This window comes from Novipirellula rosea (assembly GCF_039541335.1).
Taxonomy (GTDB): domain Bacteria; phylum Planctomycetota; class Planctomycetia; order Pirellulales; family Pirellulaceae; genus Novipirellula; species Novipirellula rosea.
This window is the reverse complement of record NZ_BAABGA010000120.1, coordinates 445812-468676: the sequence shown is the minus strand read 5'-3', so window position 1 is coordinate 468676 and position 22865 is coordinate 445812. Positions and strand designations below refer to the sequence as shown.

At 54.9% G+C, this 22865-nt stretch carries 9 protein-coding genes; 7 read left to right on the top strand and 2 right to left on the bottom strand.

What is annotated here, in order from left to right; translation table 11 throughout:
• The first annotated feature begins 69 nt into the window (after window positions 1-69).
• The 3 genes from ABD971_RS33925 to ABD971_RS33915 all read left to right on the top strand — a co-directional run bounded on the left by ABD971_RS33925 (window position 70) and on the right by ABD971_RS33915 (window position 8325).
• Complete coding sequence (locus tag ABD971_RS33925; RefSeq protein WP_345328149.1) at window positions 70-1407, top strand: NRAMP family divalent metal transporter; 1338 nt, start codon at window positions 70-72, stop codon at window positions 1405-1407.
• Window positions 1408-1637: 230 nt separating this feature from the next.
• The gene (locus ABD971_RS33920; protein WP_345328147.1) at window positions 1638-7670 is read left to right on the top strand and encodes an alpha-2-macroglobulin family protein; all 6033 of its coding nucleotides are present in this window, start codon (window positions 1638-1640) and stop codon (window positions 7668-7670) included.
• A gap of 7 nt (window positions 7671-7677) precedes the next feature.
• On the top strand, window positions 7678-8325 hold the full coding sequence (locus ABD971_RS33915) for an RNA polymerase sigma factor (RefSeq protein WP_345328144.1): 648 nt from the start codon (window positions 7678-7680) through the stop codon (window positions 8323-8325).
• A gap of 268 nt (window positions 8326-8593) precedes the next feature.
• On the opposite strand, the gene ABD971_RS33910 is transcribed toward ABD971_RS33915, so the two are convergent.
• Window positions 8594-11569 (bottom strand): CHAT domain-containing protein, encoded by a 2976-nt coding sequence (locus ABD971_RS33910; RefSeq protein ID WP_345328142.1) that lies wholly within the window; start codon window positions 11567-11569, stop codon window positions 8594-8596.
• Between the two features lie 557 nt (window positions 11570-12126).
• Here ABD971_RS33910 and ABD971_RS33905 point away from each other — a divergent pair.
• From ABD971_RS33905 to ABD971_RS33895, 3 genes are all read left to right on the top strand, one after another.
• Window positions 12127-12792: a hypothetical protein gene (locus ABD971_RS33905; RefSeq protein ID WP_345328139.1), complete on the top strand. Its 666-nt coding sequence runs from the start codon at window positions 12127-12129 to the stop codon at window positions 12790-12792.
• A 262-nt stretch (window positions 12793-13054) separates the two neighbouring features.
• Complete coding sequence (secA, locus tag ABD971_RS33900; RefSeq protein ID WP_345328137.1) at window positions 13055-16765, top strand: preprotein translocase subunit SecA; 3711 nt, start codon at window positions 13055-13057, stop codon at window positions 16763-16765.
• Between the two features lie 46 nt (window positions 16766-16811).
• Complete coding sequence (locus ABD971_RS33895; protein ID WP_345328134.1) at window positions 16812-18128, top strand: 3-deoxy-D-manno-octulosonic acid transferase; 1317 nt, start codon at window positions 16812-16814, stop codon at window positions 18126-18128.
• Window positions 18129-18402: 274 nt separating this feature from the next.
• Here the strand turns inward: ABD971_RS33895 and ABD971_RS33890 are convergent, their stop codons facing one another.
• Entirely contained in the window at window positions 18403-19917 is a 1515-nt protein-coding gene (locus ABD971_RS33890; protein ID WP_345328132.1) for a sensor histidine kinase, read from the bottom strand.
• A gap of 497 nt (window positions 19918-20414) precedes the next feature.
• Here ABD971_RS33890 and ABD971_RS33885 point away from each other — a divergent pair, with 497 nt between their 5' ends.
• Window positions 20415-22691 carry a bifunctional SulP family inorganic anion transporter/carbonic anhydrase gene (locus ABD971_RS33885; protein ID WP_345328129.1) on the top strand — a complete coding sequence of 759 codons (2277 nt, stop codon included), beginning with the start codon at window positions 20415-20417 and terminating at the stop codon, window positions 22689-22691.
• Window positions 22692-22865 lie beyond the last annotated feature (174 nt).

Sequence of the window (22865 nt, the reverse complement as noted above, 5' to 3'; positions counted from 1 at the left end):
GATTGACTATAACATGTTGCTGCGGGCCAGAAGGACTGGCTGATTTTTTTGTACTTTTGGTAAACGATTGTGGTAGATCATAGCGAAACAAACACGGCTGTTGCGAGTGATGACTCAATTTCTGCATCGCCGCCGAAAAATTGGCTCAGTTGGTTCACCCGAGTCGGGCCGGCGATTGTCGTGGCGGCCGTGGTTTTGGGCCCCGGCAGCATCGTCAGTGCCAGCCGAGTGGGGTGTGAATACGGACTCGATTTGCTGTGGGTGGTGCCGTTTGCCGGGTTGCTGATGATCGGCATGACGATGGGCTCGATGATGATTGGAGTCTGCAATCAAAAGACGCTCTGCCAGAGTGTCGCAGACACCTTTGGTCGGCCGGCAGCGTGGCTTGTGGGCGGGTCGCTGATGATTGCGGTCACACTTTTCCAGGCGTCCAATAACAACGCGATGTTGATGGCGGCCGGAGGTTTTGTCGGCCCTTCGACACTGGATGATCTCAGCCCGCTGGCGAAAACATCGTTATTGTTCATCGTCAATCTATTAATTATCGCGATCGTCGTTTTGGGACGCCATGATCTGTACCGTTTGGTGGAACGGATGATGGCGGTGTTGGTCGGGATGATGGTGGTCGCGTTCGGACTAAGCATGATCGCGTCGCAACCGTCGATTAGCGAGATCGGTATGGGATTGATTCCAAAGCTTGCCTCCGGCGGCGATGCAAGCGCATCGGGTGGTACCGCGGCGGCCGTGTCATGGCTGAGTATCGGAGCGATGGTCGCGACGACATTCTCGGTCGCGGGAGCATTTTACCAGTCTTACCAAGTCAAAGAGAAAGGGTGGACGCAAGCGGATTTGCGAGTCGGGCTGGTCGACAGTTTTGTGGGCATCGCCTCGCTCGCACTGATCACCGGAATGATTTTCATTACAGCCGCCACCGCACTGCATGGCGTGATCCCGCCGAGCGAATTGACCGACGCCAGCATGGTGGCGATGTCGCTTGAGCCGCTGTTTGGCACGTGGGCCAAGATCGTCTTTTCGCTGGGAATTTTTGCTGGGGCGGCAAGCTCGTTTCTTGTCAATGCGTTGATCGGTGGCGTGGTGTTTTGCGACGCCATCGGACTGAGCAGCAAAATGTCCTCGACAAGTGTCCGCACCTCGACGATCGCAGCCCTGTTGTTGGGATGGTTGGTCGCCAGCACCGTGACGATCACGGGGATGAATTTGGTCAGCTTTATTGTGATTGCACAAGCGTTGACCGTGCTCTGTTTCCCGATCCTTGCGATCGTGATCGTATGGCAGTTACAAAAGCTTACCGTGCGGGTTCCGATCGCCATCAAAGTTCTGTGTTGGTTTGGGCTCGTCGTCGTGATCGCGCTATCGATCCGCACATTGTGGGGGCTGCTATCGTAGCGAGTGGGGGGCGATCCGAGGAGGCCGCATTGGGAATCGTATCTGCAGTACGGATTCCCATCTTTTTGTCACTCGCGTGGATATTTTCTGCGCGGGCTGCGTCTAACGAATTCGCGACACGTCGCGATGTCAAAGATTTAAAAATTTTTCCGGCTAATAAAACGGCCTGACGTTCGTTAACATCAGACTGACGCACCTTCTCTAGCCACCCCCTACGCGCGAGCTCTCTCTTGTCTTACCGCATCTCTAACTTTCAAAAGTTCGGTTTTGCCAGCGTTTTTGTGCTGTTATGTGCCACTTGGTTGTGGGCTGCCGAGCCCACCGATTCAAGCTGGACCGAGGTTCAAAATGCCATCAATCAGGGGCTGCCCAAGACAGCCGTGGAAAAGCTAGAACCGATTATCACGAAAGCCAAGGCCGCCAAAAACTACGACGAGGCGATTAAGGCGATCGGGATGAAAATCTCGCTCGAAGGCACGATCCAAGGCAATCGGCCAGAAGAGAAAATTGCTCGCATGCAAACCGAGATCGAGCAGGCGCCTGCGGAAATGCAGCCGATGATGCAGGCGATCATCGCCCATTGGTACTGGCACTATTTCCAGCAAAATCGCTGGCGGTTTATGCAGCGGACACAAACCGATGCCCCGGTCAGTGACGACATCAACACGTGGGATTTGCCGCGAATTTTGGAAGTCACCGCGGAACAATTTGACAAGGCACTCGAAAACCGCGACGTGCTGCAAAACACGCCGATCGCTCAGTACGACGAATTGATCGAAAAAGGAACGGCACCGGACGACTATCGCCCCACGCTTTGGGATTTCTTGGTCCACCAAGCCCTCGAGTTTTATTCGTCCGCAGAACAAGCCGGTGCACGCAGCGAAGATGCGTTTGATCTGCAAGCCGACAGCCCGGTATTTGCTGCGGCCAAAGACTTTGAAAACTGGACACCCGCGACCGAGGACACCGATTCGCCCAAGTTAAAAGCGATCCAGTTGTATCAACAACTGTTGAAATTTCACCGCGACGACGACGATCGATCGGCATTCATTGATGCCGACCTGCACCGGCTCGAATTCGCCTACAACCACGCCTTTGGCGAAGAGAAAGCGGCCCGCTACAAATCGGCACTGAAACGGTTTGCCGACGAGCACGCGTCGCATGTGATCTCGGCTCGCGCGTTACATAATCTGGCGGCCGTTTTGCACAGTGAAAACGAATTTGTCAAAGCCAAAGAAATCGCAGAGCAAGGCTTGGCGCGACATCCCAACAGCATCGGGGGTAACCGCTGTTACAACTTGATCAAACAGATCGAAGCCCCCTCGGCCTCGATCACGACCGAACGAGTATGGAACGCCCCCTGGCCGACCGTGGATGTTCGCTACCGCAACGTCGAAAAAGTGTACTTTCGACTAGTGACGTTTGATTTCGACGAATTCGTGAATTCAGATCGTTACCAACCGATGCAATTAAATCGTGCTCAGCAATCCGCGTTGATGAACCAAAAAATCGTCAAACGTTGGTCCGCGGATCTGCCAAAAACCGAGGACTATCAAGAACGCGTCGAACAAGTGAAGGTGCCTGAGGACATCGCGGCTGGATCGTATTTCTTGTATGCCAGCCACCGCGACGATTTCGCGCACGACGACAACCAAGTCAGCATGGCCGAGGTTTGGGTCAGCGAATTGGCCTTGGTGCTACGAACCGCGCAGGGCAAGGGAACGCTCGAAGGTTTTGTGTTGGACGCAAAAACCGGAGAACCTCGACAGGACGCATCGGTAAAAATCTGGGCGAATGAGGGGAACCGGCGAGTGGAATTGCTGACGGTCCTCACCGACGGCAACGGATTTTTCAAGACGAAAGTCACCAATGGACGCAATCTGATTTTGTTGGCGTCACATCGCGGGCAACGTCTCTCGTCCAACCATGGTATTTCGGTTTACCAGTCGAATGATCGCGAACGCACTCACCAACAGACCCAGTTTTTCACCGATCGCACTTTGTACCGCCCGGGACAAACGATTCGCTACAAAGGCATTTGTTTGTCGGTCAACCAAACGAGAAACAACTATCAAACGCTGGCGAACCAGCAAGTTGTAGTGGTATTTTCGGATGTCAACGGCAAGGAAATTGAGCGGCTGACTCATCGCACCAACGACTACGGCAGCTTCAGCGGCAGCGTGACCGCACCGCGAGACCGCTTGATGGGGCAAATGTCACTGCGGGTCGATGGCGTCGCGCGTGGGCAAACCCAATTTCGGGTCGAAGAATACAAACGTCCCAAATTTCAAGTCAAACTAAACGCTCCGGCCGAACCGGCGAAATTGGGCGGCCCTGTTACGATCCGGGCAAATGCGACCGCCTACACCGGAGCCGCAATCGATGACGCATTGGTCTCGTGGCGCGTGGTCCGCGAAGTACGCTACCCGATTTGGTGGTCATGGTCGTGGCATCGTTTCGGGTTCCCTCCACGCTCGCAAGGCAACCAAGAAATCGCTCATGGCACGACGCGTAGTGGCGCTGATGGATCGTTCGAAGTTACCTTTGATGCTAAACCTGACTTGTCGGTCCCCGCAGAAAGCGAGCCGACGTTTCAGTTCACGGTTTACGCTGACGTAACCGATTCCACCGGCGAAACACGCTCGGATCAACGTTCGGTCAACGTGGGCTACACCGCACTTGCCGCCACCATGACAGCCGATGATTGGCAAACCAGTGACGAGCCGGTTGAAATTTTGATCACCACGAAAACGCTCGATGGTGACGGGCAATCGGCCAAGGGAGCGGTGACGGTTTATCAGCTGAAACAACCCAGCGAAGTCGTCCGTCCATCGCTTGGTGGACATCACTATCCGCCATTGCATCGTGCGAACTCGAAACCAGCACCTGATTTGTCGGACCTCAATACGTGGGAACTCGGTGACCAAGTTGCCAAACAAGACTTCCAAACCGACGGCGGCGGCAACGCCAAGCTAACGTTTGATCTATCGGCAGGCCCGTACCGAGCCAAGCTGGAAACACGCGATCGGTTCGGAAAGCTGGTCACCGCACTGCTGCCGATCAAAGTGCTGGATACGAATGCCAAGAAGCTTGCGATCAAGATCCCCGACCTTTTCATGCAAGAAAAGAGTTCAGTTGAACCGGGTGAATCGATGCGAGCGATCTGGGGCAGCGGTTACGAGACCGCCCGCGCGTTCATCGAAATCGAACATCGCGGCAAAGTGTTAAAAAGCTATTGGACGCCGGCGAACTCGACTCAAGTTTTGATCGAACAACCGGTCAACGAGTCGATGCGAGGCGGCTTTGTCGTGCGAACGACGATGGTTCGCGAAAACCGAGCCTACTTCAACGTCGAACGAGTCGAGGTGCCTTGGACGAACAAGGAACTCGATATCCAGTGGGAGCATTTCGTCTCGAAATTGGATCCTGCTGCCAAAGAGACTTGGACCGCGATTATCAAAGGCCCGGACGCCGAGCGTGCTGCGGCCGAGATGGTGGCGACGCTGTATGACGCTTCTTTGGACGCGTTCCAGCCGCACACCTGGATGCAGCGTTTTAACGTCTTCTATCAAGACCACTCGCGGATGCACTCCCAATTCGAAAATTCGGCTGAATCGCTGCGTCAAATCTGGCACGGCTGGCGTCACGATCAACGCAACGGAAATTTGACCTATCGTCATTACCCGTCGATGATCGTGCAGAATTTGTGGGGATACCAATTCCGAAATCAAATGAAGGGTGCAATGCGATCGCGGATGAGGACGGAGAGTTTGGATGCGTTTGCTCCCGCAGCACCAATGGCGGCGGCAATGGATGCCGGAATGATGATGGGCGAAGCCGAAGGCGTAGGGGCGAAGACGATGATGCAGGCTGATGCCGCGATGGACGGAGCGGAGCGACAGGCCGACCCGCAGGATGACGGCGATGGCAAGGGAGCTGCAAATGTCGATTTGGAAAGTGTTTCGGCACGCAAAAACCTGAACGAAACCGCGTTCTTCTTTCCTCATCTGCTAGCCGGAAACGACGGTACGGTACGGATGGAATTCACGATGCCCGAAGCGCTGACCGAGTGGAAATTTCTCGGTTTTGCCCATGACCAGAAACTTCGTAGCGGCTTTCTGACCGGCAAGACCGTGACAGCAAAGGACTTGATGGTCCAGCCGAATCCGCCACGCTTCGTTCGCGAAGGTGACTTGATCGAATTTACGGTCAAAGTCAGCAACCAATCGCCGACGCAGCAAACCGGACAAGTTCGCTTGTCGTTTGCCGATGCGAAAAGCACGAAAAACGTCGATGCCCAACTCGGCAACGATATGGTCGATCAATCGTTCACGATCCCCGCCGGCCAATCGCAATCGTTGTCGTGGAAGATCAAAGTGCCCGACGGAATCGGATTTTTGACCTACAAAGCCGTTGGATCTACCGGAAGACTTTCCGATGGCGAAGAAGGCTATTTGCCGGTCCTGTCACGCCGCGTGTTGGTCACCGAATCGATTCCGTTGCCGATCCGAGGCAAGCAGGTGAAGCAGTTTGATTTTGAAAAGCTGCTTCAATCAGGTAACTCCGACACGCTGCAGCACCAATCGTTAACGCTGCAAGTCGCGTCGAACCCATCGTGGTACGCCGTGATGGCACTTCCGTATTTGATGGAATATCCCTACGAGTGCAGCGAGCAGGTTTTCAACCGACTGTACGCCAATACGTTGGCCCAGCACATCGCCCAAAGCGATCCCAAGATCGAGCGAGTGTTTGATCAGTGGCGAGGCACTCCGGCGCTGGACAGTCCGCTGGAGAAGAACCAGGAACTGAAAACGGTAATGCTCGAAGAAACTCCCTGGGTTCGCCAAGCGGAAAGCGAAAGCCAGGCACGTCGCAACGTCGGCATTTTGTTTGACACCAATCGCTTGCAAGACGAGACGAAGCGGAACTTGTTCAAGTTGACCGAGATGCAACTCGAGGATGGTTCGTGGCCTTGGTTCCCCGGCGGACGCGGCAACGACTTTATCACGCTGTACATCACGACCGGTTTTGGACGGATGCGACATTTAGGCGTGCCCATCGATGCCCAACCTGCGATCCGGTCACTGACGCGACTCGATGGCTGGGTGACCAAGCAATACGAAGATATCAAACCAGAGAATCGTGATAAGAATCATCTGTCGACAACGATCGCGTTGTACTTGTATGGCCGAAGTTTCTTCTTGCAGGACCAGCCGATTGCACCTGAACATCGCGAGGCGGTCAATTACTGGGTCAACCAAGCCAAAACGCATTGGTTGAAATTGGCGGTTCGGCAATCGCAAGCCCATATGGCGGTGGCACTGAAGCGATTTGGTGAAGCCGAAGCGGCCCAAGGCATCATGGCGTCGATCAAAGAGCGATCGGTCAGCGATGAAGAACTTGGCATGTTCTGGCGAGAGACCGAATTGTCATACTGGTGGTACCGTGCGCCGATCGAAACCCAAGCGATGATGATCGAGGGCTTTGACGAGGTGATGAATGATCGCGAAGCGGTCGAAGCGTGCAAGGTTTGGCTGCTGAAGCAGAAACAAACTCAGGATTGGAAGACGACGAAAGCGACTGCGGACGCGATTTACGCGTTGCTGCTGCGAGGCAGTGATCTGTTGGCGTCCGATGAATTGGTCCAAGTCGAGCTTGGTGAGAAATTGATCGAGCCTGAGAATGTCGAAGCCGGAACCGGGTTCTACGAAGTCCGCTTCGCTGCCGGCGAAGTCAAACCGGAACTTGGCAATGTCACGATGCGAAAAGTCGACGACGGCGTTGCTTGGGGCAGTTTGCACTGGCAATATTTGGAAGACATCAGCAAGGTGACGCCGCACGAAGGAACGCCATTAACCTTGGAAAAGAAGCTGTTTGTCAAAAAGAACACAGGCAAAGGACCGACGCTGGTCGCTGTGGATGGACCGGTATCGGTGGGTGACGAATTGGTCGTGCGGATCGTTTTGCGGACCGACCGCGATATGGAGTATGCTCATATGAAAGATTATCGCGGCAGCGGCACCGAGCCGGTCAACGTTTTATCTCAGTACAAGTACCAAGATGGGCTGGGGTATTACGAATCGACTCGTGACACGGCGACGCATTTCTTTATCGACTACTTGCCAAAGGGAACGTATGTGTTCGAGTACAGCACACGAGTCCAACTGAAAGGCGAGTACCAGACGGGATATGCGAACATCGAGTGCATGTATGCTCCCGAATTCAACAGCCACAGTGAGAGCTTGCCCATTGTGGTTCAGTAGGTAACCCATGACGATGTCAGAACCCAGCGAAATTGATACTCACTTGGTCGCTCGGATTCGCGATGGCGATTCTGATGCGTGGCAGGCGTTGATCGATCGTTACGAAGGCCGGTTGTTGGCGTACACCCACAGCCGGATTCGTGATCGAGCGGCGAGCGAAGATATTGTTCAAGAGGCCTTTGTGGGGTTCTTGATCAGTCTGCCGAACTACGACGGATCCAAACGGCTGGAAAGTTATCTGTTTTCAATTTGTGCTTACAAATTGACCGATCATTTGCGGCGCGAGGGACGACGACCGGCGTTGCAATTGCATCGCCGTGGTTCGGGCGACGGGGCCGACATCGATTTTACCGGCGGCGAACGCGTCGCCAGTTCGATTGCCCGCAGTGGCGAACGAAAGCAGATCGAACAAGCGGCCATTCGCGATGCGATCGCCGAGCAGATCGAGCGTTGGAAACAAGGCGAGAATTGGTCCAAGCTAAAAGCGATCGAGTTGCTGTACGTGGTCGGATTGTCGAACAAGGTCGTTGCTGAGAAGACCGATTTGACGGAACAGCAAGTTGCAAATTTCAAAAGCGATTTTCAGCTCCGTTTGCGTTCGATCATCAGCCGCATGGACCTCGACGCCGAAGTGTTCCCCGAATTGGCAGAGTGAATGTTGGCAAAACATTCTTCACCCGTCCGGTGTTGCCGCAGCGCCGCCCTCACCCGAGCATCGCTGAAGGCTCTGCTCGACCTCTCCCAAACTGCGTTTGGCAGAGGTGACAATACGGTGTCGCCAAGACGCCTACTACAGCAGTCTTTCCCCAGAGAGGAAGTGAATCGCGTTTCAAAAACATCTTCGAAGAAATAAAAAAGCACGCAATCTCCCTCGCAGCGGCCGGAACTCTTGACGAGTTCCGCAACACTGATTCCAGCTTCCGCTATTGCTTTGCTGCGGCGTTGAGATCGATCGGGGACGACAGCAGATAGCCGGACCAGAACAATGGCTCTTCGCCGGTGACGTTTTCGAGATCCTTGTCGGCGTGGGCCAACAGCGGCTCGGTCAACGGATCGAGATCGGTGCGTCGCAAGACCATCCGCGCCCTTCTCCAGGCGTCGACCATCCCCGAAAACGGCAGCTCTTGAGAAAATTCGCGAAGCACAATTGCACTGGATTCTCCCCCCACGGCCCAGCGGCTGATCAAGACATCGTCCACTCCTGCGACATGAAGCGCACACAGAGTCATAAACAACTCGCGTCCGTCCCCAAGTCGCGGCGATTCGGCTTGCGAGCGAAAGCCTGCCAACGCAATCGTCGTGGGCACTTGCGATGGAAATTGCAACCATGCCCCGAGCGCAGCATTGGGCTTTCCTGCCTCGTAGGGCAACACGCTCATGGCAAACGGGTTGCTCGTGTCCATCACGCCCGGAGCCGCTACGATCAGACTGTCCAAGACAATGCCTAGCATCGTAGTGGGAGGCATTTCGGCGACAGGCAACAAGATCGATCCCGCTGCGGCATCGACAATCGACTGGGTGATCGCAGTGTTAATTTCCAGGTCACGCGGAGCAAAGAAACGACTTGCCGCAATTCCCACCGCCTTTTTCTTTTGACGAATCGGTGCAGGCCGTAGTGCCAATCCAGGCGTCGCGGCGTAGCGGATACTAATCTTGTCCCCCAGGAATTCAGCGTCCTCGCCGTCAATTGGTAGAATGTCAAACGGCAAGTACCACAGCGGTCCATCGGGCACGATCACCAAATCATCGATGTCGGTACCGGCGAAACTGCTTGCCTCGGGAAACAAGAATTTCAACAGTGCAGCGGCATCTTTTCGCCACGCGTTGTCTTCGGGCAAACGCGAACCACGCGTCTTTCCCACGCCAATCGATCGCAATACCGATCCGATCATCGCGGGCAGCCTTGACGTATTGTTGTTGGTCCATACCTGCGTTTTCCCGTTCAACGAGAACGTCGTGAACAAGCGACTGCCCGAAAACGCAAACGTCACGAGCGCCGTTCGTTTGGGCAGCCCTTGGATTGGCGCTTTTTCATCGACGCGAGGCGGGGCCAAACGAGGCAACGAACCTCGTGAAAACGCGATCAAGGTGGCCAGCGATTCTTGTTGTTGCCCCAGTTTTTCGACCAGCGAATCGTTGACAGTTGCCGGCGTCAATTTGGCATTGTCGAGCACCATTTGGCGAAGCTGCTTGAATTCCGCAGGGCCTTGGTTGCGAAAATTTCGCTGATCATCGCTGAGCGTTTGATCCTCGGCACTGGCCAGCCCACGCACATGCGCCACACGGCCAGCTAAGGGCAACGTTTGCGAAAAACGTTCCGCCAGCAGCGTGTCGGTGCGGACCAAAACTTTGTCGCCGTCAGTCTGTTCCGCTGCGATCGCAAGTCGCATGGCAAGCGCCGCCGATCGATCAATCGTCAAAAATGTCATCGCGTCGACGGGATCGCGCCGCCATAGCGCCGGCGGAGGATCACTGGTGTAATAATCAAGAACCGCGTCGCTGGTGGATCCTCCGATCCGGGTTCCGAGCGACTGGCTAAGCAGTGCGAATTGATACGTGCTAGGCATCGAGACAAGCGTTCGATTTCGAACCCGATGTTGTTGGGCAAAGGTCCGCATCGATCCGTAGGCCTTATCCACAACGCTGCTCGATTTCATCCCGAACGCCTCTCCGCGTCCCGCCGCAAGTTTCGCAGCGACGTAGGCTCCGTAGGCATCGATCCGCGGTTGCAGCACATCACGACGGTCCGACAACGATTTTGCATGTCCGATCGAAAGGGTCGCGGCGGCGTAGTCGCGTGACTTAATCGCGGCATCGGCCGAGGCGACAAAACAGTGCACTGCGGCAAGTCGTGACTTTCGAACCATCGCGTTGGCGGCCGTATCGGCGGCCGTGCGCACGACATTGGCCTCTTTCTCACTGGCCACTCCGGCGGCAAGCTGCATCGCTTCGCCAATCAGTTCGGGTTGCTCGAGCGCCGCAGCCACGTTCACGCACGCCAGCGCCGCGGCAAGTGATCCTTCGGCGTTGTCGGATTCGGCCAGCACTGATGCTTGAACCAGCAACGCAATCGCCGACAAGGGATGAGCCCCGCCACTTGATAACGCGGACTTCGAAGCTTCGGGAAACGCACGCTTATCGTCGTGCGCCGCATAGCGAGCCGCCGCATGCAGTGCCCCGCTCATTGTTTGCGCCACCGGTTGCGGGAGCCCGCCGACATTAGTGGACTCGGCCAACTCGTTGACAAAATTGTCCTGTTCCGACAATGGCCCCAAGATGATCCGTCGACGGTACGACGCGATCGCCAAACCACGCATGATCTCGATGATGTCCATCGCGCGTAGATTGGGTTCTTCGACCACTCCCCCCTGGATCAATGTTTGCTCGGTGAGAGGTTGCCCGGATTGGAACATGATCCGATCAGACGTCGGCACGCGTTTGATCGCCAACGCGGCTGGCCAGACGCCGGTCGGTGGTGACATTTGCACCCCCTCGCGGACCGCGGACCGCCAATCGACTTTATTCAGCCACCCGCGATAGCGAATCGCCACCTGCATCGCTGCGTCGATGTTCTCGCGAGCTTGCGGCACGCTACCCATCTGCCAATAACATTCCGCCAACATCGCGTACACCGGAATCGAATCGATCCAGCGTCCGTTAATGTCACGGCGGGTGCGGCGAAGTGCCGCCTCGAATGCGTCCACCGCATTTTCGAGATCCCCACTGCGATACATCTCCAGTGCAAAGTAATACTCCTGAGACGGATAGCGGCCTCCGGGTTCAACACCCCCTAAGGTGCCGAAGCCTCCTAGTCCGCTTCCTTGCGCGAACGAAACCTCAGGCGTCAGACAAAGCACGCTGGCCGCCGCGATCATGCACGCGAGAATTTGTTTGAACATCGTTTTTGGAAAATCGTGAGACGCCAAGACGTGTTGGGTTTGAAAATCGCTCATGGACATAGATTAGACGTCAAAGAGGAGTCGGAATTGCGACACGGACGCGTCGAGGAGGCTCCGACGCACTCGAACATCGATCGTCGGAGTGCATCAAGAAACGATCGCTCGATTGGTTGTTATCCTAGGAGTTGACCGGCGCGGCGTCGAATGATTTTCCGACCGCAGCGAAGAACTCGCTAGACTATGCATTCAAAGAGACCGTGAAGTTTTGCTGTTGATGCGAAGTACGTTGCCGATTTCGGTGCCAAGTTTTCATTGCCACGACTACCACACCCCACCCAGAAGGACGGGTCCGCTAACTTAGTAGGACATCACCACAATGAAGTTAGCCGTTTGCGTGTTAGCCCCCGGCTGGATGGTGACGAAACCGTGGCTAGCGGCAAAACGGCCAACTGAATCAGCCGCCTCAGGGGGGGAGAAGAGGGATTCAGCTTCCTTTGTTTGAGCCGATTCGGATTGGCTAAAAATCGTTTGCACCTGCATTTTTGGATCGAAATTTGATGACGGACCACGCGCCGCACCTGAATCCCTACGCTCCGGCCGAAGTGGTAGAGCAGGATGAAGATGAAGTCCATCATCCTTCCAATGGCGACTTGCTAGCTGAACTCCGCCAACCGCTTCCTGTTTGGCGGATCGCGATTCGGTGGACGTTTGTCTGCGTTTTGAGTGCGATCCCAAGCTTTCTGCTGGGCATGGCTGTTACCAATAACAAGCAAATCGCCGCGATGGTGACCGGGATCGCTATCTTCTGCTTGTTCTATACCTGGTTGGATTGGCGGACGGCGAGCTTTTCGTGGCGACACAAAAAGTCGGTAAAATGGACACTGGGCATCACCTATGGAACGCGAGTTTTGATCTCGGTCGCTGTGCCGATCGGCGGAATGCTTGATATCATTTGTGGAGTTGCCTCAACAACGTTGGTTGCGAAGGTGACGGGATTCCAGTTCGAGCCGAGTGGAGCGGCCAACGATCTCTCGGCGTTTGGCGAGCCATTTTTTCCTGTTTTATTGACGACCCTAATCCAAGGGGTCCTGATGAATGTCGTGCTATCGATCTATGGGATTGTCGTTTTTGGCATCGTTTTGGCGATTCGAGCGATGTCGGCCAAAGACGAACCGCCTACAGAAAAAACAATCGCAGTTGACCCATCTTCACTAAACTCGTAACTTGCGGATGTAAAGGCATTTAGGTACGCGTTTTTGTAACGTGCGCCGCGATGATTGCATGGAGGCTTCCGGCTCGGTCCTGGATTTGCCACAACCTTCATGTTGACCTGCAAAAGTGTCATATTGACGCTCGCGACGACGGATCAAACGTACACAGGGTTCTGCTCTCGTGGTGGGCATTTTAAGCCTGTGTGTTTGAGACGTGTTCATCCAGATACTGCGGTTCCCCCGAATCGCATACGACCTTACCCCGACGAAAAATATGTCTTTCTTCGAACGACTTTTTGATATTTGCGGCGTTATCTTCGGTGGCGCTTTCGGTGCTGTGGAACGCAGTATCACCTCGGTTTTCGGTTCAGCGAATGCTCGCCATGTCGCAAAACTTCGCCAACGGGCGGAGGCCATCGGCGAATTGGAACCCAAATACGAGGCGATGAGCGACGAAGAGCTCCGCCAACAAACCGAAAACTTTCGCAAGCGGCTCCGCGATGGCGAAACGCTCGACGATATTCTCGAAGAAGCCTTCGCGGTCTGTCGCGAGGGGGGCAAGCGATTCCTGAGCATGCGTCACTACGACGTCCAGCTGATCGGCGGGATGGTGCTGCATAACGGCAACATTGCCGAAATGGTGACCGGGGAAGGGAAGACGTTGGTGGCGACGTTGCCAGCGTACCTGAACGCGATCGAAGGCAAGGGCGTTCACGTGATCACGGTCAACGATTACTTGGCCCGTCGTGACATGGAGTGGATGGCACCGCTGTACATGAACTTGGGATTGACGGTCAACGCGATCCAGTCGGGAATGTCGACCGCCGAAAAGCAAGCTGCCTACGCCTGTGACATCACCTACGGAACGAACAACGAGTTCGGCTTTGACTACCTTCGTGACAACATGCGTCCGGCCGCCAAGGGTGACGATCGCTATCCGAAGGAAGCTCAACAATGCCAAGGACCGCTGAACTACGCGATCATTGACGAAGTGGACAACATTCTGATCGATGAAGCCCGGACCCCGCTGATCATCAGCGGCCCCGCCGATTTGGATCTCGGTCGCTACGCCGATGCGGACCGTGTCGCGCGGCAATTGAAGAAAGAAGTGCACTTCACCGTCGATGAAAAACAGCACAACGTCACGTTGACCGACGAAGGGGTTCGCGAGGCCGAAAAATTGGCGGGAGTCGAGAGTTTCTACACCGCGGGCAACATGGAATGGCCGCACTTAATCGACAACTCACTCAAAGCGCACTACCTGTACAAATTGGACGTCAACTACGTCGTCAAAGATCGCCAAATTGTCATCGTTGACGAATTCACCGGACGTCTGATGGAAGGTCGCCAATGGAGCGACGGACTGCATCAAGCGGTCGAGGCCAAAGAAGGCGTGCCGATCAAGCAAGAAACCCAAACGTTCGCCACCGCGTCGCTGCAAAACATCTTCAAGATGTACAAGAAGCTCTCCGGGATGACCGGAACGGCAATGACCGAAGCGACCGAGTTCATGAAGATCTACGGGCTCGATGTCGTTGCGATTCCAACGAACCGCGAAATGAAGCGGATCGAACATCTCGATTTGATCTATCTGACCGAGAAAGACAAATTCAAGGCGCTCGCCGACGAAGTCGAACGGGCACACAAATGGGATGTCATCAATCTGAAAGATGGCAACGAAGTTTGGGGCAAGATCCAAAAGAGCGACGAAAACGAAGTCGTGATCATTGCCAAGGGAGAAAAGAATCCCGAAACGTACGAAATGAGCAAGATCGAATCGATCGAACGCAGCGGACGTCCGGTTTTGATCGGAACGGTCAGTATCGAAAAAAGCGAGCGTCTTTCCGAATTGCTCGAGCGTCGCGGCATCAAGCACGACGTTTTGAATGCGAAGAACCACGGACGTGAAGCGGACATCGTTTCGCAAGCAGGTCGAATCAACGCGGTCACGATTGCCACGAACATGGCCGGTCGTGGTACCGACATTGTGCTCGGTGGTAACCCGGAAACGATGGCGTGGGCACAATTACAACACAAATATCCAACCCGTTTGGAAGTGCCCGACGACGAATGGAACGCCTTGGTCGAAGAGATCGACGCTCGCGAAAAGATGAGCGAAGAAGGTGACGTGGTTCGCGATCTCGGCGGATTGTATGTGCTCGGTACCGAGCGTCATGAATCACGCCGAATCGACTTGCAGCTTCGCGGTCGTTGTGGTCGTCAAGGCGACCCCGGTTCGAGCCGCTTCTTTTTGTCGTTGGAAGACGACTTGATGCGGATCTTTGCCGGTGATTTCGTCAAGAGCATGATGGAACGCTTGGGCATGAAAGAAGGCGAAGCGATCGAGCATTCGATGGTGACTCGGCGGATCGCATCGGCCCAGAAGAAGGTCGAAGAACGCAACTACGAAATTCGTAAGAGCTTGCTCGATTACGACGAAGTGATGGACGAGCAGCGCAAACGAGTTTATCGCTATCGCCAAAACTTGTTGGACGGTCATAGCTCTCGCAACATGATCTTGGAATTGATTCGGGCTCAAATCGAAAAGTTCGTCAACACGTTCTTGGATCCCAACTACGGTGTCGATACGTTCGCCGCCTATGCCGGCAGCCAACTCGATTGCCAACTCGAATCACGCGATTTCCAGAACATGGATTTCGAGATGGCCAAGGTCTACGCAGTGGATCAAGCCGAACGTGCTGCGGAAGTCACCGTGCACGAGATCATCGAAGAGAATCTTCCGCAATCGATGGAAGACGAGTGGAATTGGAAGGCGATGACAAACTGGGCTAACACCCGGCTTGGCACAAATTACCAAGAACACCAATTGAAGAAGTTGGATCGTGATGAACTGACCGACGAATTGATTCAGAAGGCTCACGAGCGAATCGGCACAGTCGATTTGACCGAGGGTGAACCGTTTCTGGATGCCGACTTTGGTCTACGAACGATGTGTGCGTGGATGCGTCACAAATTCGGAATCGAAACGACTCCTGACGAATTCCGCGATGTCGAAGATCTGCGAAAGGTCAGCGAATCGCTTTACAAGCGTGCTGAGGAAGCTTACACGCAGAAAGAGTCGGAATACCCCGTCATCGCCGGCATTTCTCGCTTCACCGAAAAACAGGGTGCCCAAATTTCGCTCGACCGCGAAGGGTTGGTCGATTGGGTGCAAAACCGGTTTGGTGCCCAACTGACTCCCGACGAAGTGCGTTTGAATCGAGACGATTTGAAGGCTCAGCTCGTCGAGTTCAGTCGCAAGGCAGGCGGGGCTGCGAAAGAGAAAAACGAAGTCGCGCAGCGCAAACTGAACGAGTTGTTCGGTAATGCAGGAAAAGACACCACGGCGGCTGTCGCCTCGGGCAAAAACGGCAGTCTCGAGCAGTTTGCCGACTGGTTGAAGGAAGAGTTCAACTACCGTGCGATCAAAGAAGACTTGTTGCGAATGAACCGCCACGAATTGTCGTTGGCAGTCGATGGTGCCGTGGACGATCGTTTCTATCCCGAAATGCGACGGATGGAACGCCAGATTTTGCTGAGCATCGTCGATGAAGCTTGGAAGAATCACTTGTTAACGATGGACCATTTGCGCAGCAGCGTGGGCTTGAAAGGCTACGCTCAGCTCGACCCCAAAGTCGAATACAAACGCGAAGGCATGCGTTTGTTTGACGCGATGTGGGAATCGATTGGCGAGCGGGTTACCGATTTGATCTTCCGCATGGAATCGTTCAACGAAGAATTCATCCGCAGCACATGGGTGGAAGCAACCACCAGCCGCAACGACCCTAATGCGGCCAGTGCGCCACGCCAGGAGCTCGAGTCGCCGGCTCAGCGTGCTGCTGAATCGAGCAACCAGGACAACGAATCACGTCCCGATCCGGTGCGTCACGCCGAGCCTCGCGTTGGACGTAATGATCCCTGCCCGTGCGGCAGTGGCAAAAAGTACAAATCGTGCTGCATGCGAAAGAGCGGCCCGGTGGTCTAGTTTTTTTCTGAGTCGCTAGTTTCTTGTCCATTCGGAAAGGATTCCGATGTTCGCCAACCTGCTCTACGCCACCGCCTTATTTTTGCTTTCGCCCGTGGTCATGTATCGCATGATCCGGCACGGGCGGTACCGTCGCGGCGTCCGCGAAAAACTGTGGGGCATCTCGAAGTCGCACGCGGGGTCGTTGACGGCAGGCAAGCCGGCGATTTGGCTGCACGCAGTCAGCGTTGGCGAAGTCAACCTGATCAGCGGGCTAGTCAAGCGTTTAAAAACAACGCATCCCGAACATCAAGTTGTCGTCAGCACGTCGACCGACACCGGTTACGACTTGGCGGTGAAGTTGTATGGCGCGAATCGCGTTTTCTTTTGTCCGCTGGACTTTAGCTGGGCGGTCAAGCGAACGCTACGAAACTTGTCGCCCGACATGCTGGTGCTGGCCGAGCTCGAGCTGTGGCCGAATTTGATTCGCATCGCGACGAATCAAGGTTGTCCGGTGATGGTCGCCAATGCCCGGCTGAGCCAGCGGAGTGCGGCGGGATACCAGCGTTTTGCCTTCTTAACCGAGGCGACGTTTGCACGACTCGCTTGGGTTGGCGCTCAAAACGAACAAACGGCACAGCGTTTCGTCGCCTGTGGAACGGCGGCCGACCGAATCGAGACAACCGGTTCGATCAAGTTCGACAACGCGCCGAACAATCGCGAAACCGTCGACGTCCAATCCCGCATCCAGTGGGCAGGCATCGATCCATGGAACCGAGTTTGGGTGGTTGGAAGTACCCAGCCGGGCGAAGAAACCATGGCGATCAAGATTTACAAGTCGTTGGTTTCCGAGCACCCCGAGTTGCGGCTGGTGTTGGTACCGCGGCACGTCGAACGATTTGATGCTGTGGCGAACCTGGTTTCCAACGCGGGATTGAACGTCCATCGGCGTTCGGTCGATCGGTCGCTGCATGAAACGAGTTGGGATGCCGATACCGTGATCCTTGTCGATACCATTGGCGAGCTCCGGCATTGGTGGGGCGTCAGCCAAATTGCCACCGTGGGCGGCAGCTTTGGAAGTCGTGGTGGCCAAAACATGCTCGAACCGGGCGCCTATGGCAGCGCGGTTTCCTTTGGTCCGGACACCAAAAATTTCAAAGAGATCGCCAACCAGTTGATCGAGGCCGGAGGCGCCGTTCGCGTCGCGGACGCCCCACAACTGCAGCAATTTGTCGAGCGATGTCTGACCGACATCCCCAGCGCCGATGCACTAGGCCGAGCCGCTCGCCGCGTGATCGCTGAGCATCAAGGAGCAACGCAGCGAACCGTCGACGCACTGCAGCAACGTCTGCGCGAGACAGGCCAAAAGCAACGCGCCGCGTAGTGTTGGGCATGTCCGTAGCGAAACACGTCAAGAGTTTCGTTCCTCCTTCAAGTCACCGGTAAGCACGTTGACGTCGGCGGAGAAGATTCGTTGCGACTCAACCAAAGCCGTGCCAACCGTCTGGCGCCAACCGTCTGGCGATGAGTATTCCACCGTAGATGTCTCGCCGCGACTGGCAACGACTGGCAACGAGTGCAAGTGTGCGAGTTAACCTGTAGCGATGGCGGGAATCAGAAGCGGTTGCAGTCGGAGTTTGTTTCGTTTATCGGTCGACTTATTGCGTACTGCACAAGACAGGCAACCTTGCTGTGACGATTACCCCGCCCCCGTCACGATTTCTCGCTTCGAGGGTGCCGCCATGATCGCCGATAATCTTCCGAGAAATGGGCAGTCCAAGACCGAGTCCAAGTTCTTTGGTGCTAAAGAAAGGCTCAAAGATTCGCTCCGACTCCTCAGGCAATGAGCAACCATTGTCCGCAACACTCAAGCTAACCCACCTCGAACTTGTCCCCTTTATCGACGTTTTAGACGACACGTCATGGTCGGCCGCGACCGTCACATCCACTTTTCCACCGTTGGGAATGAAGTCAAACGCGTTGAGTATTAGGTTCAAAAGCACTTGCCGCAACTGCGTTGCATCGCCTTGAACCGTCATCGCATCAACTGGCATCGCATCATCCGGCATCGAACGTGTCACCTCAATCCCTCGTGTCTCGGCTCGACTCGTGACGAGAGCGAATGTTTGGTGAACAATCTCTCGCAGATCAACCGGCTTCGAAACAAGTGAAGATGGCTTGGCAAAATCAAGAAACGTTTGCAGCAGTTTGTCGACGCGAGTTATTTCATCATCCAAAACCGCGAGATCGTCCGCGTCAAGGTTTGACTTATTGTGACGAGCCGATTGAACGAGCGTTTTCATACACATCAGCGGATTGCGAAGCTCGTGCGCCAACCCTGCACCAAGTCTCCCGAGAGCAGCGAGTTGGTCGGCGCGGATCACTTCCTTGTGCCTATTCTGAAGTTGCTCAACCACGCTGCCGACTCGTGTGGATACCGTCTCAAGCACATGCTGCAAATCTTGCAGGCTGGGGTCAGCGGATACTTCAACTGGCCCCACCACCGTATCCAACTTCCCCGCAACGTCGCGAATAGGAACCGAAAGTAAGTACATCGAACGACTGATCGAGCGGGCCACGCCGTAACCAGCCACCAGCCCGACGGCGGCACCACAGGCTCCGAGCAATGCCATGGCCAACGACAATTTCAATGCCATCGATCCGCTTCGCAAACTACTCTCCTCAAGTTCACTTTCGTTCAAATTGAGATACCGGCGTGAGGTAACCAAGACTTGTTTCGACAGTATTTCTTCTTCCAATGCCTCGACTCGTTCTGAAGAAATCTGCGTGTCGGGATCATCAACCAGTTGGTGCAGTTGGGAAAAGTAATTGTCGATGCCGCTGCGAATGACGGCCACAAGTGCCTTCTCGTCGTCGCCTCCCGCCAAGCCGTCCGCTCGGTTGATCCATTCGTTGGCGGCGTCTTGATTCTGTATCGCAAGCAGCAAATACTCTCGGTCTTTAGTCAGCAGGTATCGGTCAAGTCCGTGACGCATTTCACGAACAATCAATTCCAATTCCTCCGCGGCGCGGATGCTCGCAACGTTATTGCTGAGAATCTCCGAGTTACGCTTCTGCAACTGGAGTACATGCCAAGCCCCCGAAAAACCAAGACACAGCAATGCCAGCCCCGTTACAGCGTGGATGAAGCTCAGCCTGCTTCGCAATCTCATCGAAAACTCCATGGAGAGGGGCGTGAAAGAAATTCAGTCGCCGAGACTAAATTTCGACAACGGTTGGGGTAAGTGACTTGTTTTCAAAACTTGGATTTCTGATGGACCCGCGGGCTGTCGATCAAATCAGCCGCAAAGCGTTAGCGTCCGATTCGAATCCGTTAACCGTGGGTTAACGCTCGGAGGCTGATTGTTGTTTTGCGATACGACATTCAATAGGCAGTTGAACAAGCTGACCGGGGATCCGATTTGTGGGGAGTGGCCGGGATGGGTGTCAGTCCTAGGTTGCTTCTGATTCACGGGTAAAAGCGATCCCCGAACGCAAAGCCACGGAATTCCCATACGCTAACAGACAAACGGAGAGCCATGCGGAGTAACCAACATCGCGGCACAGCCTTTGCGTTGCGCCGTGGCGCAAACTTAAAAGCCACCGCGGTAATTCCGGCGGCAACAGCAATTGACGCAGACGCTAACTTGGACTCACGATGGAATCATGCATGGATGACACAAACGCCCCGACATCACTGGCAAACAATATATTTCGAGATTCTACAGCATCCCTCGTTGTCTTTCTCGTGGCCTTGCCGTTGTGTCTTGGCATTGCACTTGCCTCGGGCGCCCCCCTGTTTTCTGGAATCGTAGCTGGCATCGTTGGCGGAATCGTGGTTGGTGCTCTGAGCGGTTCGCATACCAGCGTCAGCGGGCCAGCGGCAGGTCTGACAGCTGTGGTTGCCGCACAGATTGCGAACCTTGGCGCATTTGATGCGCTGTTGCTTGCGGTTGTTGTCGGGGGAGTAATTCAAATCGGGCTTGGGATTGCGAAAGCCGGAGCGTTGTCTGCATTTTTTCCGTCAAGTGTGATTAAGGGGCTTTTGGCAGCGATTGGAGTGATCCTGATTCTCAAACAGCTTCCCCACTTACTCGGCCACGACAACGATCCCGAAGGTGAAATGTCGTTCTCGCAGCCGGATCACGAAAATACGTTCTCCGAAATCGCAACGATCTTCCAAGGCGAGGTACATTTCGGAGCGGCCGTTGTCGGGTTTGCCTCGCTTGCTCTGCTTGTGCTCTGGGCCCGCTTGAAACCGCTCAAAAACTCAGGTATTCCAGCTCCGCTTGTCGTCGTGCTGTTTGGGGTTGGATTACAGCTTCTGTTTTCGCGTCTTAGCAACGAATGGTCGATTGGCACGAGTCATTTGGTCCAGATTCCGATTGCCGATAGCTTCTCGGAGTTCGGCAGTTTCTTTATGTTTCCGGACTTTTCCCAGTGGACGAACCCAGCGGTCTACGTCGCGGGCGTGACCATTGCGATTGTTGCTTCGTTGGAATCGCTGCTCAATCTCGAAGCCTCGGACAAACTGGACCCGCGTCGCCGCAATTCTCCAGGCAGCCGTGAATTGTGGGCCCAAGGTGCAGGGAACGTCGTCGCCGGACTGATCGGCGGGATTCCGGTGACATCCGTGGTTGTCCGCAGCTCGGTCAACATCAACGCGGGCGCCGTTTCAAAGCGGTCTGCAATCCTTCACGGTGTCTTGTTGCTTGTTTGCGTGGGGCTGTTTCCCGTCTATCTGAACATGATCCCGCTGGCGGCGTTGGCAGCAATTTTGATTCACACCGGACTGAAGCTGGCGAGTCCCGAGTTGTTCCGCAGCATGTGGAAACAGGGCCGGTATCAATTCGCGCCTTTCATCATCACCGTTGTCGCAATCGTGTATAGCGATCTGCTGATTGGAATCGTGATCGGGCTGGTCGTCAGTGTCCTGTTCATTCTAAACAGCAATCTGCGTCGTCCGATTCGCCGAATTGTTGAGACGCACATTGACGGCGACGTGGTGCATGTAGAACTAGCGAATCAAGTCAGCTTTCTCAATCGTGCAGCATTGGACACGATTTTCAATCAAGCAAAGCCGGGGTCGAAATTGCTACTCGACGCGTCGGAGTCTGACTACATTGATCCTGACGTCTTGAGTTTGATTCGAGAATTCAAAGAGGAAACCGGTCCTGCTCGCGGATTGAGTGTCGGCTTGCGTGGCTTCCGCGACAAGTACGACCTGCATGATGAAATTCAGTTCGCGGACTACTCGACCCGGGAACTTCAAGATAGCCTGACCCCAGCACAAGTGCTCGAAATCCTCGCCGATGGCAATAAGCGGTTTCATACGGATCGTCGAATTTCACGTGGCTACGGTAGGCCAATTGACACTACCGCCGGTGGGCAGCCTCCGCTCGCCGCAGTGCTGAGCTGTATCGATTCGCGTGTTCCCACCGAACTGGTCTTCGATCTCGGCATCTGCGACATCTTCAGTGTGCGTGTGGCTGGCAATGTCATCGGCACGAACTCATTGGGCAGTCTCGAGTACGCGGTTACCGTGGCCGGTGCAAAGCTGGTGCTCGTAATGGGGCACACACGTTGCGGTGCCATATCCTCGTCGGTAAACTTCTTGGATCAACGAAACGATCCCCAACAGGCTAGCGGTCGTCCGCACCTGCATGCGATCGTTTCTGAAATTCAAGAATCGGTGGAAGGCAATGAATGTCGGGGTGTCGCGACCATGCACCCGGACGCAAAGGATGAATGTGTTGATCGGATTGCCAAAAGGAACGTCCAACGCTCGGTTCGAGAAATCGTTAACCGCAGTCATGCAATCCGCGGCGCAGTCGATGCTGGAGAATTACTGGTCGTCGGTGCGATGTATGACGTCAAGACGGGAGTCATCGATTTTTTCGTCGACGACTCGGTCACAACTGAATCCCAGCAAGAACTCGTTTCTTGAAAGGGAGGAACCGTTACCGACCCACATTGGCCAATTAGGTTTCGAAATTCAAACGGCCAAGGACATCATGTTGTCCGAGAGAGACGTCAGCTCGAGGTTTGCTCTGCCCAATAGCTCCACGGGGCACGTCGAGTTGTGCAAGCGACTGAAAAATCAGACGGGGCCTCGCATTCG

Bases quoted from the DNA above. Each gene is read 5' to 3' on its own strand.
- secA (WP_345328137.1), top strand. From the start codon at position 13,055: ATGTCTTTCTTCGAACGACTTTTTGATATTTGCGGCGTTATCTTCGGT.
- ABD971_RS33915 (WP_345328144.1), top strand. From the start codon at position 7,678: ATGACGATGTCAGAACCCAGCGAAATTGATACTCACTTGGTCGCTCGG.
- ABD971_RS33885 (WP_345328129.1), top strand. From the start codon at position 20,415: ATGGATGACACAAACGCCCCGACATCACTGGCAAACAATATATTTCGA.
- ABD971_RS33910 (WP_345328142.1), bottom strand. From the start codon at position 11,569: ATGTTCAAACAAATTCTCGCGTGCATGATCGCGGCGGCCAGCGTGCTT.
- ABD971_RS33895 (WP_345328134.1), top strand. From the start codon at position 16,812: ATGTTCGCCAACCTGCTCTACGCCACCGCCTTATTTTTGCTTTCGCCC.
- ABD971_RS33890 (WP_345328132.1), bottom strand. From the start codon at position 19,917: ATGAGATTGCGAAGCAGGCTGAGCTTCATCCACGCTGTAACGGGGCTG.
- ABD971_RS33905 (WP_345328139.1), top strand. From the start codon at position 12,127: ATGACGGACCACGCGCCGCACCTGAATCCCTACGCTCCGGCCGAAGTG.